This window comes from Myxococcales bacterium (assembly GCA_016712525.1).
Classification (GTDB): Bacteria; Myxococcota_A; Polyangia; order Polyangiales; family Polyangiaceae; genus JAAFHV01.
Genome location: JADJQX010000001.1, coordinates 1,169,565 through 1,186,998, shown reverse-complemented (window position 1 = coordinate 1,186,998; position 17,434 = coordinate 1,169,565). Strand labels below are relative to the sequence as shown.

General features: G+C 70.2%; 18 protein-coding genes. 10 read left to right on the top strand and 8 right to left on the bottom strand.

The annotated features are described in order from the left end of the window. Positions 1-120: 120 nt before the first annotated feature. Both IPK71_05080 and IPK71_05075 read left to right on the top strand, forming a co-directional pair. The gene (locus tag IPK71_05080) at positions 121-939 is read left to right on the top strand and encodes a hypothetical protein (protein MBK8213105.1); all 819 of its coding nucleotides are present in this window, start codon (positions 121-123) and stop codon (positions 937-939) included. A 142-nt stretch (positions 940-1,081) separates the two neighbouring features. After that, on the top strand, positions 1,082-1,933 hold the full coding sequence (locus IPK71_05075) for a formylglycine-generating enzyme family protein (protein ID MBK8213104.1): 852 nt from the start codon (positions 1,082-1,084) through the stop codon (positions 1,931-1,933). Between the two features lies 1 nt (position 1,934). Here the strand turns inward: IPK71_05075 and IPK71_05070 are convergent, their stop codons facing one another. Beyond that, entirely contained in the window at positions 1,935-2,495 is a 561-nt protein-coding gene (locus IPK71_05070; GenBank protein ID MBK8213103.1) for a hypothetical protein, read from the bottom strand. A gap of 23 nt (positions 2,496-2,518) precedes the next feature. Next, positions 2,519-3,157 (bottom strand): TetR/AcrR family transcriptional regulator, encoded by a 639-nt coding sequence (locus IPK71_05065; GenBank protein ID MBK8213102.1) that lies wholly within the window; start codon positions 3,155-3,157, stop codon positions 2,519-2,521. Positions 3,158-3,247: 90 nt separating this feature from the next. Between IPK71_05065 and IPK71_05060 the strand changes: the two genes are divergently transcribed. From IPK71_05060 to IPK71_05050, 3 genes are all read left to right on the top strand, one after another. Then, positions 3,248-4,663 (top strand): cytochrome P450, encoded by a 1,416-nt coding sequence (locus IPK71_05060; protein ID MBK8213101.1) that lies wholly within the window; start codon positions 3,248-3,250, stop codon positions 4,661-4,663. An 82-nt stretch (positions 4,664-4,745) separates the two neighbouring features. Then, positions 4,746-4,910: a pilus assembly protein gene (locus IPK71_05055; protein ID MBK8213100.1), complete on the top strand. Its 165-nt coding sequence runs from the start codon at positions 4,746-4,748 to the stop codon at positions 4,908-4,910. Between the two features lie 239 nt (positions 4,911-5,149). After that, positions 5,150-6,514 (top strand): hypothetical protein, encoded by a 1,365-nt coding sequence (locus IPK71_05050; GenBank protein ID MBK8213099.1) that lies wholly within the window; start codon positions 5,150-5,152, stop codon positions 6,512-6,514. A 3-nt stretch (positions 6,515-6,517) separates the two neighbouring features. On the opposite strand, the gene IPK71_05045 is transcribed toward IPK71_05050, so the two are convergent. Continuing rightward, complete coding sequence (locus IPK71_05045) at positions 6,518-7,093, bottom strand: TetR family transcriptional regulator C-terminal domain-containing protein (GenBank protein ID MBK8213098.1); 576 nt, start codon at positions 7,091-7,093, stop codon at positions 6,518-6,520. Then, a complete protein-coding gene (locus tag IPK71_05040) occupies positions 7,090-8,175 on the bottom strand; it encodes a saccharopine dehydrogenase (GenBank protein ID MBK8213097.1) in 1,086 nt (361 codons plus the stop codon). The genes IPK71_05045 and IPK71_05040 overlap by 4 nt, the downstream gene beginning before the upstream one ends. Positions 8,176-8,309: 134 nt before the next feature. On the opposite strand from IPK71_05040, the gene IPK71_05035 reads away from it, so the two are divergent. Then, positions 8,310-9,287 carry a UbiA prenyltransferase family protein gene (locus IPK71_05035; protein MBK8213096.1) on the top strand — a complete coding sequence of 326 codons (978 nt, stop codon included), beginning with the start codon at positions 8,310-8,312 and terminating at the stop codon, positions 9,285-9,287. 1 nt (position 9,288) lies between these two features. On the opposite strand, the gene IPK71_05030 is transcribed toward IPK71_05035, so the two are convergent. After that, positions 9,289-9,795, bottom strand: coding sequence for a hypothetical protein (locus IPK71_05030; protein MBK8213095.1), 507 nt, complete (start codon positions 9,793-9,795; stop codon positions 9,289-9,291). A gap of 204 nt (positions 9,796-9,999) precedes the next feature. Between IPK71_05030 and IPK71_05025 the strand changes: the two genes are divergently transcribed. Next, positions 10,000-11,217 (top strand): hypothetical protein, encoded by a 1,218-nt coding sequence (locus tag IPK71_05025; GenBank protein MBK8213094.1) that lies wholly within the window; start codon positions 10,000-10,002, stop codon positions 11,215-11,217. Between the two features lie 120 nt (positions 11,218-11,337). Next, on the top strand, positions 11,338-12,336 hold the full coding sequence (locus tag IPK71_05020; GenBank protein ID MBK8213093.1) for a hypothetical protein: 999 nt from the start codon (positions 11,338-11,340) through the stop codon (positions 12,334-12,336). Positions 12,337-12,644: 308 nt separating this feature from the next. Here the strand turns inward: IPK71_05020 and IPK71_05015 are convergent, their stop codons facing one another. Then, positions 12,645-13,613, bottom strand: coding sequence for a hypothetical protein (locus IPK71_05015; protein MBK8213092.1), 969 nt, complete (start codon positions 13,611-13,613; stop codon positions 12,645-12,647). A gap of 63 nt (positions 13,614-13,676) precedes the next feature. Here IPK71_05015 and IPK71_05010 point away from each other — a divergent pair, with 63 nt between their 5' ends. Beyond that, the gene (locus tag IPK71_05010; GenBank protein MBK8213091.1) at positions 13,677-14,288 is read left to right on the top strand and encodes a TetR/AcrR family transcriptional regulator; all 612 of its coding nucleotides are present in this window, start codon (positions 13,677-13,679) and stop codon (positions 14,286-14,288) included. A gap of 92 nt (positions 14,289-14,380) precedes the next feature. Beyond that, the gene (locus IPK71_05005) at positions 14,381-14,938 is read left to right on the top strand and encodes a Uma2 family endonuclease (GenBank protein ID MBK8213090.1); all 558 of its coding nucleotides are present in this window, start codon (positions 14,381-14,383) and stop codon (positions 14,936-14,938) included. A gap of 32 nt (positions 14,939-14,970) precedes the next feature. Here IPK71_05005 and IPK71_05000 read toward each other — a convergent pair whose 3' ends face one another. Both IPK71_05000 and IPK71_04995 read right to left on the bottom strand, forming a co-directional pair. Next, complete coding sequence (locus IPK71_05000; GenBank protein ID MBK8213089.1) at positions 14,971-16,377, bottom strand: serine hydrolase; 1,407 nt, start codon at positions 16,375-16,377, stop codon at positions 14,971-14,973. Beyond that, positions 16,367-17,410, bottom strand: coding sequence for a hypothetical protein (locus IPK71_04995; protein MBK8213088.1), 1,044 nt, complete (start codon positions 17,408-17,410; stop codon positions 16,367-16,369). The genes IPK71_05000 and IPK71_04995 overlap by 11 nt, the downstream gene beginning before the upstream one ends. Between the last annotated feature and the right edge of the window lie 24 nt (positions 17,411-17,434).

The following is a 17,434-nucleotide window of genomic DNA, read 5'->3' as shown; positions in this document are numbered from 1 at the left end:
GGCGCGCTCTCGAGGCGTCGCCCTCTCGCGTCTCGCGAAGGCGAGGAATCGGCCGCGAGCCCGGCGCGTAGACTCGTCTGCAGCGTGCGTCTCGAAGCACGCTAAGGTCGAGCTTCTCCCATGCGCGCCCCCCTCGCTTCGTTCACCGCCACGGCCCTCGTGGTCGCCTGCACGCGATCGGCCCCGCCGACGGTCGCGGAGCCAGCGCGGGTCGCCGAGGTGTCCGTGGTCGACGCCGCTCCTCCTCTCTCGGCGGATGCCGGCGCGACGGTAGCCCGGACATCCGTCGACGCCGGAGCCAAGGACGCGGCTGCCCCCGAGGAGCACGTGCTCGCGTGGACCGATCCGAAGCCCCTCGAGGAGCTCACGAAGAGCTGTGCCGCCCAGGTGCCCGGAATCGTGCGCCCGAAGGGCGTCGACAAGGACTATTGGGAGGCCTCGCCCCTCTCGTGCGCGTATGGCCTCTACGGCCAGTCGTGTGTCGTCGACCCGTGTTTCACCGAGCAAAAGGACGTCTGCCACGACGCGTGCGAAAGGACGTGTGACGGCTGCGCGAAGGGCTGCACCACGGCGTGTGTCACGTGCAAGAAGGCCTGCACCAAAGGGGACACGGCCTGCGAGAGCACGTGCGCTCGGAGCTGCGCGACGTGCCGCCAAGAGTGCCTCTTCGCCAAGGATCGCTGCGCCTCGGGGACGTGCGCCAAACGCTACGAGCAGTGCAGGAAGGACACGCAAGCGAAGTGGATCGCCTCGGGCTGCCAGAAGGGCTGCCGCGACTTTTACGCGTGCGTCGACAAGTGCCCCGAGGGCTTCGACCCGAGCTCGGCGTGTGGAAAGGCGTGCATCGCGAAGAACCTCGGTCCGTGCACGCCGACGTTCCGGACGGCCTGCCTCTTCAATGGTTTGCTCTACGAAGAGCCACCCGGCGATGTCGAGTGAGGCGCGTACGATGAGGGCGATGTGTGCATGGTGCATGTGTGTGCTCGTCCTCGCGGGGTGCCTTCCGACCTCGGACGAAGCCCCAAGGCCCCCGCGCCCACGCTCCGCTCCGGCTCGACCAGCCCTCGCCCCGAAGGCCGTCGTGCACCTCCCCGCCGGGTCGTTCGTCCGCGGGAGAAATGGCGGTCCGCGGGCCGACGAGGCGCCCGAGCACGTCGTCGAACTGTCCCCGTTCACGATCGACGCGGCGCTGGTCACCCGCGCCGACTTCGCGCGCTTCGTCGAGGCCACGGGCTACGTCACGAGCGCCGAGCACGCCGGCGTGGGTATCGGATCGCGCGAGGGCATGGACGACTGGGCGTGGGAGCGTGTGCCCCGCGGCACGTGGCGAAGGCCGTTCCGCCTCCCCGACGCGGAGTACCTCCCCGATCGAGGTCCGAGCCACGACGTGCTCGCGCGTGATCTCGAAGCTTTCCTCCGAGACGACGCGCCCGTCGTGATGGTCAGTCACGACGACGCGGTGGCGTATTGCGCTCACCTCGGCGAGCGGCTCCCCACGGAGGCCGAGTGGGAGTACGCGATGCGCGCGGGCCGCGAGCGCAGCCGCTACCCCTGGGGCGACGAGCCGACCGACGCCAAAGGCTCGTATCTCCTCAATTTTTGGCAGGGCGAATCCCACACCAAGAACGACAGGCTCGACGGCTTCGTGTACGTGTCGCCGGTCCGCGCGTTCCCTCCCAACGCGTGGGGCCTCTACGACCCGGTCGGAAACGTGTGGCAGTGGACCGCCGACGTCTACGCCAAGGACACCTACCGAGCCGTCGCGCCTCGCGTGCGCGACCCGAAGGGCCCCACCGAGGGTGACACGTTCGTGCTGCGCGGAGGCTCGTGGTGGTGCGGCGCGTGCACCTGCGAGGGCAACGGCCTCCACTACAGAGGCAAAGCGCAGAGGCTCGCGGCGTTCAACAACAACGGGTTTCGCTGCGCGAAATAGCCTAGTCCGGCTGCCTCACCTCGACGGGGGCCTCGCGGATGCGGCGCTTCACGCGGCGGAGCGAGAAGAGCGGCCACCAGTCGTAAAGGAGCGCCTCGAGCGGGCGCCACATGGCCACCCAGCCCGTGATGACGAGCCCCTCGCGCACGACCTGCCGGGCGTGGCCCGCGCCGCCCGCCGTCACGACCTCGGCGATGGTCAAGAAGACGACCAAGATCCCGAGCCCCATGCCGAGCGCGAACTGGGCCTGCCGCACGTGCCTGCGGAGCTCGCGCGTGAGCCTTAGCTCTTCGAACTCGAAATACGCGCGAATGGCGTCTCCGACGGCGCTCGAGGGGATTCCCTCGGGAAGAGGCTCGCCCACGTCGACCACCATCTTCACGGGGGTGCCGCGCGGCAGGTCCTCGAACGCCTCGGTGAAGTACTCGGCGGCGTGCGGGTCGAGATCGCGCTCGCGGAAGGGCGCCGGATCGCGGCCGTCGAAGAGCTGCTCGATGCGACGCAGCCGAAGGTCGACGCAGTACGTCTCGCCCTCGCGCCGGTAGCGGTACCCGTCGGCCATGGGGCGAGCATAGCAGCGGAGCGCTACTCGGCGGCGGTCTCGCGGACGAGGGTGTGGAGGAGGAGCGCCTTCGTCTCGCGGGTGATTCGCGCCCGGTCGTCGTCTCCCGTGCCCTCGGCGATCGCGTGGATGGCCACCGCCCGGACGGCCCGCGTGGCGACGAAGGCCCGGCTCGCGATGACCTCGCGTGGCAGATCGGGCAGCTTCGTCGCGAGCCACACGACGAGCCGCTCCTCGATGTACTTGTCACTCTCGATGAACGGGCCGAGGCCGAGCCGCGCCGGGAGCTCGAGGTGGAGCGTCTTGTGGAGCACGGGGCGCGACGTATGGAGCGCGAAGAGCGCGTCGACGAAGGCGTCCACGGCCTCCGGGACGGGCACGTGGTAGAGCTCGTCGAACGCCCGATCCACGAACGCGCGCACATGGGCCACGTGACGCGTGCAGAGTGCACGTACGATGGCGTCCTTCCCGTCGAAGTACTCGTAGAGCGAGCCGATGCTCACTCCGGCCTCGCGCGCGATGCGGTTGGTCCCGAAAGATGGGCCGAGGCCCTCGCGCTCCAGAATCCGAGCCGCCGCCTCCAAGATGGCCGACACGACCGCCTGCGCGCGCTCCTGCGAGGGCATTCTGCGCGTCTTTTTCTGAGAGATCGTGCGCTTCATGGGGCAGCCTGGAACCCGAGTCGAAACCCGCGAACGGAGACCTTAGGCTACGGTGCACAGGCGGCGCCGAGAAAGCGCCGAAGAAGGACCATGCCCGACGGAACCCTCCCCACGACGAACCTCCTCCCCCTCTCGGCCCTCCCCGCGGTCCCGAGCTTGCCCATCGTGGGAGCCGTGCCCTGGCTCCATCACCGCGAGGGGTTCATGGCCAAGATGCTCGAGCTCGCGGAGCGCTACCGCCACGTGGGCGCCATCCGCGTGCCCATGCCCGGAGGTCGTGAGCCCATTTTCGTGGGCAACGTCTCGCTCGCCAAGGACCTGTGCGACGAGGCCCGCTTCGAGAAGGTGCTCGACGGGCCGCTCGTCCACATCCGCGACTTCGCGGGCGACGGCCTCTTCACGGCGCATGGATACGAAGAGAACTGGCACAAGGCGAACCGCATCTTGTCGCCCGGGTTCTCGTCCACGTCCATCGAGCGTTACTACCCGGCCATGACCGAGTCGCTCGAGGCCCTCGTCGCGTACTGGAGCGCACGCTCGGGTCAGGGGCCGGTCGAGGTCGTGGCCGACATGACCAAGCTCACGCTCGACACGATCTCGCTCGCGGGCTTCGATTACCGCTTTTCGAGCTTCTCGAGCCCCGAGCTCCACCCCTTCTTGAAGGCCCTCGGTCGCACGCTCCAAGAGTCGATCGACGTGCTCATGAGGCCGCCGCTCGTGGCGCCGCTCTTCTCCCGTCATCGCGCGCGGTACTTCTCCGACATCGACGCCATGTTCGCCCTCGTCGACGAGGTGATCCGCGAACGGAAGGGCCGCCCGCGCGACACGTGGCCCAAGGATTTCCTGTCTCTCATGCTCGCCGAGGTCGACCCGAAGACGGGCGAGGGGCTCTCGGACGAGAACATTCGGTACCAGATCCTCACCTTCCTCGTGGCCGGTCACGAGACGACGGCGGGCCTCCTCTCTTTCGCGTTCCACGAGCTCGCTCGGAACGCCGAGCTCTTCGCGCGGGTGCGCGCCGAGGTGGACCGCGGGCTCCCGACGACGGGGATGCCGACCATGAAAGAGGTCATGAGCCTCGACCTCACGAAGCGCGTGCTCTCGGAGGCCCTCCGGCTCTGGCCCACGGTGCCCGCGGTCACGCGCGCCGCCAAAGAGGACACCACGCTCGGCGGAAAGTATTTCGTCCCCAAGGGGCAGGCGTTCGGGCTCCTCGTGAACGCGACGCACCGAGATCCGGCCGTCTGGCCGAGCCCCGCGGCGTTCGACCCCGACAGGTTCCTCCCCGAGGTGGCAAAAGACCGACCTGCGGCCGCGTACAAGCCCTTCGGGGTGGGGAAGCGCGCCTGCACGGGCAAACACTTCGCCCTCGTCGAGGCCACCCTTTGCCTCGCCGTGGTCGTCCGCGATTTCGACTTCGACGACCCGGGGCCGCTCGTGCTCGCCCCCACGGTGTCGCCGAAACCCCGCGATTTCAGGCTCTCCGTGCGTCCCCGGGGCCGCTGACGAAAAAAAACGCGCCCCTCGAAAAAACCACGCAACACTTCCGCCGAGCGCGCCGACCCCCTCATCGAAAGGTTGGTGCATCATGAAGGTTTCGAATCGTCTCGGTCTCTCTCGTCGTTCGCGTGGCGCTTCGCTCGTCGAGTACGCGCTCCTCCTCGTCGGCGTGGTCCTCATGGCCGCCGTCGCCGTGAAGGCCCTCGGCCCCAAGATCGGCCAGGCGGCCACGAACGCGGAGGGCATGCTCTGAAGGTGCGCGCCGAAGGAGCCGGCGGGGATGGCTTTCCCCTGCCGGCACTTCGTTCGTTGGTGTTGGGCCCGGCCCCCCCGGCCCCAAGACGTTAGGAGGTGGGCCCCATCGGGCTATCGTCGCTTCGTGCGTCACGCTCGTTCGAGACGCCGCGGGGACTGAATCGCGTCCACGAGGTCGCGTCGAATCGTGACGTCCCGCGAGCTCCCCGCGGCGCCGCTTTCTTTCGCGAGGTGATCATGCGACTTCACGGTTTCGCCGCCCTCCTCGGGCTCGTGCTCGTCTCGGCGTGCTCGTCGAGCTCTTCGCCCGAAGCCAGCGAGGATGCCCCTGTTTATTCGACGAGCACCTACCGCCTCACCCTCACGCAGGCTCGGACCGAGTCGGGCGAGGATGTGCTCGGAAAGGTCGGAGAGCTCGCGCTCCTCGTCCGCCTCGAGACCGCGTCTCGCGACGGAAAGCTCCTCGCGAGGAGCTCGGGGACCGCGGTGCTCGTGCGCGCGCCGGGGTCGACGATCTTCCTCGGCCCGCTCTACCGAGGCATGACCCTCGCGAAAGAAGACGGGGCCGGAAACATCGGGTTCGGTGTCGACCGGTCGGACGACGAGCGCCTCCGTCGCATCGTCCTCGATGGCCCGATTAGCCGGTACGGTATCCCGTTGGGCGCGGCAGCCTTCTCGTCCGTTGCCTATGTGCTCGAGGGCATCACCTCTTTCGCGGCTCCCCCCGAGGGTCTCCCCGTGGACGGCGGTGAGCTCACCGTCGACGCGTCGGTGACGCTCCCGGGCAACCGGGACGTGAGCCGCGACGCGAAGCTCGTTTTCCGCATGGAGCCCGACCGCAAGCCGCCCGAGGTTCGCCCGTTCGCCGTGTATCCCGGTGGAAAGCTGCCGATGTGGCTCGTCCCCGAACAGATGTACGATACACCCGTTGCGTTCGACGGCCCGGTGTTGCTGAAGCTCGGCGACGATGCCCCATTCGAATACGCTCCATCCAGGGGCGGCCTTTGGGACGCGAGGTCGTTCGGGAAGTCGAGCGTGGAGGATACCCGCAAGCGGACCCTGTTTTTCCCGACCGGTCGGGACTTCGCCGGCCGGCAGGTGCCCGAGCGTACCGTGGAGCTCGATCCGCTCGTCGTCCCATCCCGCGAGACATGGAACTTCGCGACGGACGATGTCGTGACGGCCGGTGGGGCCGAGCAGAGGGCCGACGCCTCCTGCGAGGGCGCGCGCTGCGTCGTGATTCGGTCGAAGCCGTCTCCCGACGGGTCGTGCGAAATGCCCGCCCACGTCGCGTTCGGTGTGCCGGCGTCACGCGACGGAGGGTTGCGCGATATCCGCATTCGGGTTCGTGGCCAAGCGGACGATGCCTGGTCCAAGGTGTTCACCTCGCTCCCGGTGCTCTACAACAACGACGCCTTCGGCTACGACCGTCGTGGGCCGGAGGGGGCGCCGGGGACGCAGGAATTTCCCTACGATTCGGGTTGGCTCGACCTCGGGACCTCATCCCGAAACCCGATGTTCCTGGTGGGGATCTACGGGTGCCAACCAGGGGTCGAGGTGCTGCTCCAATCCGCAGGACCGAGGCCGCCGTTCGTGCCGTGAGGCTCACCCGAGGAGCAGCTCGCGCAGCTTCTCGCGCAACGCCGCCGAGTGGGTCTCGTCGCCGCGCTTTCGTAGGGCGCGGAGCACGCTCGACCCTTCGAGCAGCGCGACGAAGAGCCACGCGCGGGTCTCGCGCTCTTCGTCCGAAAGATCGGCGCGCACGACGGACATCTCTCGGCCGAGGTGGGCGACGAGCTCGGTGTAAAACTCCCTCAAGATGCGCGCCATCTTGGGCCTCCCGACCGCGAACGCCCACAGAGAGAAGAAGACCTTCACGGTCGCGACGTCGTCGTGCTGGCCGAGGAGCACGTCGAGCGTCGCCTCGATGGGATCGGTGGCCCCCGCCCGCGCGGCCTCCACGGCGGCCGCGCCCGCCCGCAGCTCCTCGGCGAGGATGGCCGCGAGCAGCGCGTCCAAATCGGCGAAGTAAAACTGCAAGTTGCCGAGTGACATGCCCGCCCGCGCCGCCACCGAACGGAGCGCGAGGGCCTCGGGTCCGTCCGCCACGAGCGCCTCGCGCCCCGCGCGGACGATGCGCGCGCGCGTCTCGAGACCCTTCGCCGTAAAGCGCCGTGTCATGCGGGGAGCACGGTCGTCTCCACACCGAGCTCCGTCAAGAGAGAAGGGAGCCTCGTGTTCGCCGGATCTCCCTCGGGGAAGAAGACTCCCCCATCGCGGAGCCCGAGCGCCCACCGCACCGCGAGGAGCGCTCCCACGGCAGTGAGCGTCGCCTGTCCCTCGGGGCTCGCGATCTCGGCCGCCGCGCGCGACGTGCCCTCGACGTCCACCCGGAACGCGGCCCGCGCGCCCTCACGCTTCTCCGAGCCCTCGGCCCGAAGGAGCGCGTGGCGCAGCCGACGGAACCGCGGGCCACGGAGGAGCCAGAAGAGCCCGGTCCTCACGAGGGCCGCGAAGAGCCGCGTCATCGGAACGTGGTCGAACCCGATGCGCACGCGCGCGTCCCGTGTGCCGAGCGTGAGCGGGAGCGACCACTGCTCGGGGGTGTCGAACCGCCCGACCAACGTGCGCGCTCCGTCGATCGCGACCTCGCGACGATCGGCGAAGGGCTCGACGAGCGTGGTCGCGCCGTCCTCGAGGACCTCGAACGGCACCCAGAGTCGATCCATGTAATCTACACTGTCACCTCCGGAGGCGTCCGCGAGCGCATAGCGGACGGCGCCGTCGACCTTGCGCGCGCCCCCGGCCTGGGCGGCGAGGTGCGCGACGAGCCGAGGCAGGAGCCCACCCATCCACGACGACGCGAGCACCACTGGCGATCGCGCGTGAGAGAGCGCCACCTTGCCCACGGCCGCGGCCATGCGGCTCGTCCACCTCGTGATGTCCACGTAGGGGACGCCGCCCGCGAGCGCCGCGTCGAGCACGACGTCCCCAGGGTCGTTCACGAGACCCACGAGCGCCGACACGCCAACCGGCTCGCCATGGCCCGACGCGGAGCGAGCGCCGAGATCCCACGCGAGGAAGCGCGCCTCGGCCCCCGCGCCTCGCGCCGCCCCCAGAGACGCCCGTGCGCGCTCTTCGCTCCGCCCCGCGATCGTCACCGCGTGGCCCTCGCGCCCGAGCAAACGCGCGAGCCGCTGCCCCACGACCCCGGCCCCACCCACGAGCACGACCGGGCCTCTCTCGTCGAATCGAACATCCATGATCCATGAATAGGTCGAACGACCTAAAACGCAACCCACAAAATAGGTCGAGCGACCTAGAGTGTCTGGCGCGTCTTCACGGCGTCGGGCCTTTTGGCTCGCAAGGCGCGCGCCCCCCGCGCACAATCACCTGCGTGGACGAGGCCCGTGGCCAGGAGGGCAGGGGGAGCACGGCGGGGACGCTCCGTACGGTCCTCGCGCTCGCGCGCCCGCTCGGGGGCCTGTCGCTGCTCGTGTATCCGCTCGTGGGGTACGGGTTCGCGCTGTGGGATCACTCGGCCGAGATAGGTGGGCTCGGGGATCTCGCGCTCCTCTGCGCGGCGTGGTTCGTGGCGAGCGCGGGCACGATGTGGTTGAACGCGCGCCTCGACGGGGCCGAGTCGGGGGCGCTCTTCGCCGAGGCGCCTACGGCTGCTCCTCCTGCGTTCCTCGGGTGGCTAGGGACGGCGGCCATCGGCGCAGGTGTCGTGCTCTCGGCGCTCGCGGGCCCGCGTGTGCTCCTCCCGTGCCTCGGGTGCGCGGCGCTCTCGTTTCTGTACTCGCACCCACGCACGCGCTGGAAGGCTCACTCGGTGCTCGGGCCCGCCGTGAACGCGCTCGGCTACGGGACGCTCTCGCCCCTCGCGGGGTGGGCCGTGGCGCGTGTCCCGCCGACGCCGCGGGCGCTCGTGGTGCTCGTGTGCATCGCGCTCTTCACGCTCGGCGCGACGTTCGCCGCTCAGGCCTTCCAGCAGGCCGACGACGCGCGACGTGGGTATCGCACCCTCGTCGTCACGCACGGGCCGCGCGTCTGCCTCGAGGTCACCCGGTGGACCACGGCGCTCCCGGTGGCCGTGCTCGGCGCGCTCGCGCTTGCAGGGTTTTTTCCGCGTCTCTTGCTCGTCGGAGTGCCCTTTTTGGCCGTCGTGGACAGGCACCTTCGAAGGTGGCAATCCGCGCCGGGCGGCGGGACCCCGAAGCTCGCGCTCGGCTACATGGCGCGTATGCTCGGGTTGGGCACGATCTTCATCGGCCTCGCCACGGTCGACTTCGTGATCGATCTGGCTGTGGACCGGCCGCCGGCGGGGCTCGGAACGGCGCGGGGCGCTCCGGCACCACGCGCCACCGAGTGACTCAGAACGGGTCGTGTTTCTTCTTGGCGCCGAGGGTGCTGCACCCGGCGATCTGGGCCTGCCCGTAGCGCGAGGCGTCGCACGTCTCGCTGGGCGCATAGGTCGTCCCGCAGCCCTGTTCGGCCTGCATGACCCAGCCCGAAGGTGTGCAGCACCACGACGAGAACCCTTCGCCCGGCGGTGTGCGAGGGCACGTGACCTTGGCCGCCGGGAGCGGCTTTGCGGGGCCTGCGCTCGGATCCTCGGGCTGGCCATCGGTCTTGGGGAGCATGGGCATGCCGGCGCCTACCACGACGACGATTCCGAAGATGCCGCCCAGCCAAAGGAAGAAGCCCCGCTTCGCCTCGTCCCAATGGGTGACGGCGAAGAAGAGCAGCGCCCCGGGCACGAAGATGCACGCGAGCCCCCAGACGATGCTCTCGGCGAACGCCGCCGCGAGCATCATCAACATCCCTACGAGCACGAGGAGCCCCGCCACCACGAGCCCGCCCATGATCACGAACGCCATGTGTTCCCTCCCACGCCGCACGATACGCGCGGGCGCACCGAGTCGTCCAGGCTCGGCTGTGCGCAATGTGCATGTAGTCGTGCGGCGAGGAACCGCCCGTGCCTCGCGCGAGGGGACGAGGCCCGTGCATTTCTCGCGAAACCGAGGGGCCCGTCGTGGCATCGTTGCACGTGCGGGGGCTTCTGGCCGCTCGCGGAGGCGCCCATGCTCGCAGGTCTTCGTCGCACCCCTCACGCCGCGCTCGGCGTCCCGCTCGTCGCCTTCGTGGCGGCGCTCCCGCTCGCCGTAGTCGGACTGGTCCCGGGCTGTTCGAGTTCGTCTCCTGCGGTGCCGGGCGAGGACGCGTCGTCGTCGGTCGAAGCTTCGGCCGAGGCCTCGGTCGACGCCGGGCCTTCGTGCAAAGGCCGCGACGACGTGCCCGCCGACCCGAGCGCGCGCGGACCGTGGGCCGTGGGTGTGCGCACGGTCACCGTGGGCGGCCTCACGCACGAGGTGTGGTACCCCGCGCGTCGAGGCTCCGAGTCGGGCAAAGCAAAGAAGGTTTACGATCTTCGCTACGCCATCCCGGCCGACGCGCGCCCCAAGATCACGGACGAGAAGGCGCCTCGTCAGCCGTGTGATTGCATCGACGACCTCCCGATCGACGCCGAGCGCGGGCCCTATCCCGTGGTCGTGTTCTTCCACGGCACGGCGGGCTTCCGCACGCAGAGCCTCTCGCAGATGACCCACTGGGCGAGCCGCGGGTTCGTCGTCGTGTCGACGGACCACCCGAAGCTCTGGCTCGCCGACGCCCTCAACCTCGACATCAGCCAGAACGTCGATCAGCCCGGCAACACGTCGCGCCTGCTCGACGCGATCGCGGCCAAAGATCCGGCCACCGCGTTCCTCGAGGGAACGGCCGATCTCACTCGCCTCGGCGCGGCCGGGCACAGCGCGGGCGGCGGCGCCGTGGCGCGCTTCACGCGGCCGAACCTGCTCGTGCGCATCCCCATGGCGGCGGGCGGCGTCACCGCGAGCGCCGACCTGAAGGACACGCTCGTGCTCGGCGGCGACGAGGACACCGTGGTCCCGCCCTCAAGGCAGCGCGACGGGTACGCCTCATCTCCCAAGCCGAAGCGGCTCGCCATGCTGGCGAAGGCCGGGCACCTCGCGTTCTCGGACATCTGCGAGGCCGCGAAAGACCAAGGAGGCCTCTTCAACGTGGCCAAAGAGGCAGGGATCTTCGTTCCCGATCTGCTCGTGAGGCTCGGCAGCGACGGCTGCAAACCCGAGCAGCTCGCGCCCGAGAAGGCCCACGAGGCCGTGAACGCGCTCACGTCCGCCGTGCTCGAAGAGGGCCTCGCGTGCGGAAAACCCGAGGCCTACGAGGCCGCGAAGGCCAAGCTCGGCCCGACGCTCTCGGAGACGCTCTCGGAGCGCTGAGGGCGGGCGGAGAGGCCGACGACGGATCGTGGTCGCCAACGCTCGTGGGGGCCACGTCGACGGCCCGCGACATGCCTCCGTGGGCGACGCAGCGGCTTCGTTCTACGGTACCATCGGCCGATGCGGATCTCTCGACGCGCTCGGTTTCGCGCACGTGGCATCGTGTGGGGCGCCCTCGTCACGTCCGCCGCGGCCGTGCACTGTGGTGGGGCAAGCACGAGCGAGCCGGCCAACGCCACGCCAAAGACGCCTACCTTCAGCGAGACCCCGTTCGAGGCAGCGCGCACCCGCTGCATCGAGTTTTCGGACACGCCGAGCTGCAGGAAGGCGCTCGCGAGCCCCGAGGCCGTGGGCGACCAACGTGTCCTCCTCCTCACGACGCTGTGTGTGAAGAACATGGACCCGGTGCTGTGCTGCAAGAGCTACGAAGAGCTCCCCTACGCGCGCACCACGAAGGCTCCCGCGGGGAACAATGCGCAGGCGATCGCCCTGGCGACGTGCGCGCGCTTCTGTTTTCGAGCCAATGGCAGCGCGCCGCGCTTCTGCGAGCCGTTCGAGGGCGGTCTCGGCGAGGTGAATCGCCTGCGCGCCTGCGAAGGGAACTACCGCGACGACGTGGTGTGCGCCGGCGTCGACCCGGGCGCGCGTGCCGAGATCCGTGCGCGTCTCTCGCGCATCGAACAAGAAGAAAAGGACCGCGTCGCTCGGTTCCAGCGTGAGCAGCAGGAGCGCAAAGAGAGGGACCTCGAGGCTTATCGCCGCGTCAGCGTCACCCGCAACAGCGGGAACGGTACGACGCCTGCCCCACCGCCGCCGCGCCAAACCCCTGCGCGCCCCCGGCAATCGTGCCAGTACATGTGGGTCACCGGGGGCACGGGCCCGAGCGGATTCACCAAACCGGAGCGCCACTTCTACGACGCGCCGGACTGCGGCGGCGTGTGCTGCGAGGGCCAATCGTACTGTTGTGTCGACGCGACGGGCACGCGCGAGTCGTGCAGCGTGACCACGACCAAGAAGGCCGCCGATCCCGAGACGCACTACTGCCGCGACAACGGCCATATGCGCGATCGCCGCCGCGACGACTACCCGGTGCTCCCCATCCTCCCGGGCGAGAGGTAGGCGCGTCCGTGGCGCGCGAAGGCTCTGCGCGCTCTACGTCGGGTCGCGCTCGAGCTCTTCGACGTCGGCGAGGTCCTTGTTGCGCCCCGCCGCCTTCTTGTTGCGAATGAGGGCCCCTTGCGGGAGCTCTCCTCCGTGAGCCGGACGAGAATGTCCATGTCGTCCGTGCAGCGCACGTGTCCGTAGAGGGGGACCGCCCAGCCCCCAAACGAGAACGACGTCGGCGTTCTCGCCGGTCATTCGTTCTCGCCGCGCCCGGGCGTGAGCTTGTCGGCCCACGCTGGCTCGTCACGATCTCTCCGAGCGCGCTACGCCTCGGCGATCCCGAGCCGTGCTCGCGCTTCGGGCATCGGAAGCGGCATGAGCGCCCAGTAGTCCCACTTGCCCATCACGTCGACCTGCACGGCGCGCCCGCGGAGGAAGGCGGCGAGCGCGCGCTCGGGGTCGAACGCGCCGCGCGCGGGCGTGACGACCGCGGGGCTCACGCGTAGCCCGAGGTGGAACGTGGCCAGCGCGATCACGATGAACGTGAACGCCTCGCCCTCGGCGAACGCGCAGTAGAACGCGGCGAGCTCGCACTCGCCCGCCGGGTCGGTGTCGTAGCCATTCAGGACGTGCAGGAGATCGTGGTGCACCATGCGTTCGGGAATGCCGTTCTTCTCGCCCGGATAGGTGATTCCCTTTTCGCGGAAGTGGTCGGTCACCGCGCGGCCGAAGGAGCCCTCGGGGCACGCGGCGAGGGCGTGAAACCGGGCCGCGAGCGCTTCGTTGCGGTGAAGGCCGAGCACGAACAGGAGCGCCCGAGCCATGCCGGCCAATCCCTCTTCCTCCCAGGTGCGGCGAAAGAGACGCCGCGCGTCGGGGGAGCGCGAGGCGAGCGCCCGCTTGATGGTGAGCACTTTGCCTTTGCGGAGTGCGGGGAGGAGGTCGACCCACGGGGAGCGCACGCCGAGCTCCTTGCCGATCTCGTGCACGGCTCGCTCGCGTGCGACGGAGATCTCTCCCTCGATGCACGCGACGAGGACGAGCGCGTCGACGAGGGCGCGCCGCATGCCGGGTGATGGGAACGCCGCGGAGACCGTGGGCCCCGACGCCGTCGGGGACGTGACGTCGAGGGCGCGCCGGACTGCCTCGACGAGATGCGCCGTGCGGGCACCAAGGGCGCCGTCGGCGTGCGCGACCTCCTCGATGGCCCCGAACGCTGCAGTGGCTTGCGCGGCCGACAAGCCGAGCGCGCGAGCGAGGGCACCAGGCTCGATGGAGGCGACGCCGTTCATGCCTGTAGCATTGCAACGCTAGTTGCAATGTCAAGCCGGCTCGAGACGCGCTAGGATGGCGGGGTGCCTCCACCGAAGAAGAAGCTACGGCGCGACTCGGGGCGCCCCCGCGGCGAGCCGATCGAGGCGGCCGTGCTCGCGTGCACCCTCGAGGAGATCGCCGAGCACGGCGTCGATGGCGTGAGCGTAGAGCGGATCGCGCGGGCGGCCGAGGTGAACAAGACGAGCGTCTACCGTCGCTTCGGGTCGCGTGACGCGCTCATCGCGGCGGCGCTCGAGCGTGTCGCGAACGACGTGGGGCAGAAGCTCTCCGACCGTGGCTCGCTGCGGAAGGACCTCGAGCTCGTCGCCGAGGAGGTGGCCCGTCTGCTGCGAACGCCGCACGGCGAGGGCCTCGCGCGCGCTGCCTTCGCCGATCCTGGGACGAGCGAGCTCTCGGCGTTCGCGGCGCGCGAGATGGGAAAGCCCAGGGCCGCGGCGCTGGCCATGGTCGAACGAGCGCGCGCGCGCGGCGAGTGGTGCCCCACCGTGTCTCCCGAGGTCGCCCTCGCCGCGCTCGTGGGTGCCCTCCTTCACCGCGCCTTGCTCGAGCGCGCCCCGCTCACCCCAGCCTACGTGCGCCAGGTGGTCGACCTCGTCGCCGCCGGAGTCACCCCACGCGCGGCCCCGCGGTGACGAGAGGGGGGTCGGGCGCGTTCCCTCCGGACCTCGCTCCTCACCCCGCGTGAAAGGGCGCGATTCGGCGCGCGTGGTACCTTAGGAGCGTCATGAGCCTCGCCGCGAAGGTTCCCACCTACGACGACATTTGCGCGCTCCCCGCGGGGGTCACGGGCCAGCTCGTGCTCGGGACGCTGCACGCACACCCGAGGCCCGCGATGCCGCACGCGCTCGCGGCCTCGGCGCTCGGGGAAGAGCTGGGTCCACCGTTCAAACGAGGGCGTCACGGGCCGGGAGGCTGGATCCTCCTCGACGAGCCCGAGGTGCACCTCGGGGGCGATGTGCTCGTGCCCGATCTCGCGGGGTGGCGTCGCGAGCGCCTCCCCGAGGTTCCCGAGGCGCCGTACCTCACGCTCGCGCCGGACTGGGTGTGCGAGGTGCTCTCTCCGTCGACGGCCGCGCTCGATCGTGGCGACAAACGCAAGGTGTACCAACGCGAAGGCGTGCCGTGGTTTTGGATCGTGGACCCGAAGGATCGCACGCTCGAGGTGCTCGCGCTCGACGGTCCCTCCTACCGCGTGGTCGACGTCTTCTCGGGGGAAGAGAAGGTGCGCGTCCGCCCGTTCGACGCCATCGAGCTCGACCTCGCGGTCTTGTGGGCGAGGTAGTCGAAGCCACTCCGAAAGCCTCTACGCGCCCTTCACTCCCCCCATGCCTCGCGCGCTACGGCCTCGGCCACGTCGGCGAGGGCGGGGAACGCGACGTCGTCGTACGCGTAGAGGTCGTCGTTGATGACCTCGTTCGGGTTCGCGTACACCGTGGCGACCAGGAAAAACGCCTTCCCCGTGGCCTTCTCGACCACGTACGCGTTCGTCGTGAGAAAGCCGTACGCCTGGCCGACCTTCGCGTACACCTCGAATTTGCCGCGCGCGCGCACCCGCTCGAGCCCGCGCAAGAACGGGTCGAGGCGGTAGTCGGCCACCACGTTGCGGTCGTATCCGGGGAGCCCCGATTGGCTCGGGAGCGTGCCGAGCGCCTCCTTCACGTACGCGAGATCGTCGGGAGTCGCCTGGTCCTTCGGGAGCTTCGCGCCGAGGAGCTCGGGGCGCACGATGCGCACGAGCGTGTCCTGCAGATCACGGAGCGTCATGGCGTTCTTGTCGGCGAACGACGCGGGCGCCTTCACGAGCTTCCCGTCGACCACGACTGCGTTCCCGACCTCGAGACGGAGGGCACGTGTCGCCGGGAGCGTGAGTGAGCTCTTGCGCGGCGGGAGTGTGTCGCGCGGGCCGTCTTTGGGGACGATGTCGATGCGCGGCGACACGGTGGCCGGATCGATCTCGTTCCCCGTGGCGAAGCCCGTGCGCACGCGCGCCGAGGCGAGCCCGAGCCCCCAGAGCGTCTCGTGGGCCTCTTTGTGCCCGGCGAACGCGAGCAGGCGGTTCGCCGACGCGTTGTCCGACACGATGAGCGCGCGCCACGTCTCGCGCGCGAGGGTCGTCGCGTAGGGTGTGCCCTGGCCCGACGAGGGAAAGATCTCGAGCGTCGTCTCGCGTCCGAGGGCCGGGTGCTTCGCGTGGCGGAGCGCAGGGAGACGATCGACGCTCGCGAGCGCGAGCGGCACCTTCATGGAGCTCGCGGGGAAGAAGTACTCGGCGTCGGCGAAGTACCCGTGCCGCTCGAGGCTCGCGGGCTTGCCGCCCTCGGACTTCGTCACCGCGCCATAGAGCACCTGAAAACGGTACTTCTCGCGATCGGCGAGCACCGTGCGGAGGGCCTTCCCGCCTCGCTCGAAGGCGCGCGAGAGCCACGGATCGGCCGACGGAGCCGCGGGCTTCGGGGTTGCGTCGCTCGGCTTCTTGGGCGGCACCGCGGGCGGAGGCGGCGCAGGGATCGGCTTCGTGGGCTCGGACTTCTTCGGGGCTTCGGGCTCGTCGTCGGGGATGGCGGGCTCGGGGATCGGCGTCTCGTCGTCGCTCTCGGCCGGGGCGAGCGCGGCATGCGGCGCTTCGGGTGGAGGCAGAGGAGCGGCGGGCGCGGCGCACCCCACGAGCGTGAGCGCGGCATACCCTACGAGCGCGATCGCGAGGTGTGGCTCACGGCTCACGGGGGGCCTCCGCGTGGGTCATGAGGCGCGTGATCTCGCGGTCGGCCTCGAACGTGGGCGCGAGCAACATGACGAGGTAGTGGTCCTCGTCCATCTTCTTGAGGCGCTCGAGCTCGCGTGCGCCGCGTTCGGGGCCTTGCGCCATCATGACGAGCGCGGCCTGGGCGCGCGTCGCCTTCGGGAACGTCTTCAGGCAGGCACGGAGCGCGAGGACGGACGCACGCGCGTCGCGGTTTCGCTCGAGCGGCTCCATGGCCTTCAGGTAACAGAGGGCGGGCGCGCGCTCGGGCACGTCGGCGCTCGCGAGGGCGAGATCCACCTCGGCCCACTCGCCGCGCATGCGGTGCACCTCGGCGCGGAGGAGCGCGGTGCGCGGATCGTTCGGGGCGTCCTTCGTGAGCTTTCGTACGAGCTCGGCGCCCCTCGCCACGTACTCGGGCGCCACGATCCCGAGCGCGTCGGCGAGCGTGCTCCCCTCCTCCACGGCGCGCACGAGGCCCGCGAGCGTGCGGCCTCGGTCCGTCGTCTGCGTATCGCCCTCGACCGCGAGGCTCGCCCGCGCGACGCGGAGGTGCACGCCCACGAGCGCCTCTTGGTTCGTGAGCGCCTGCGACGCCACGAGCATCGCGTCGCCGAGCAAGAGGCTCACCTGCGCCTCGGCGAAGGTACCGTCACGCGTACCGAGCGACCGCGCGAAGGCCGCGGCCTGCGGGTAGAAGTAGACGAGATCGCGCTTCACGATGGCGCGCACGTCCTCGAGGGACTTCGGGCTCCGCAGCGCCTCGTCGGCCGGTGACAGGTGCACGTTCGCGACGAGCGTGGCGAGCATCTTCTTCGCGTCGGCCTCGCGGAGCGCGCCACCTCCCTGCACGACGAAACACGGGCGCGCCTCGGGCTTCGGGCTCGCGGTCGAGGCCGTCGTGGCCGCGGCGGGGGTCGTCGTGGGTGTGCGCGGCGTGCACCCGAGGCTCGCACCCCAGAGGCCGAGCGAGGCGAGCGCGAGACCGCGACCGAGCGTCGTACGAAGCAGCATGGGCGCATCCTTCGCCCGCGGTGG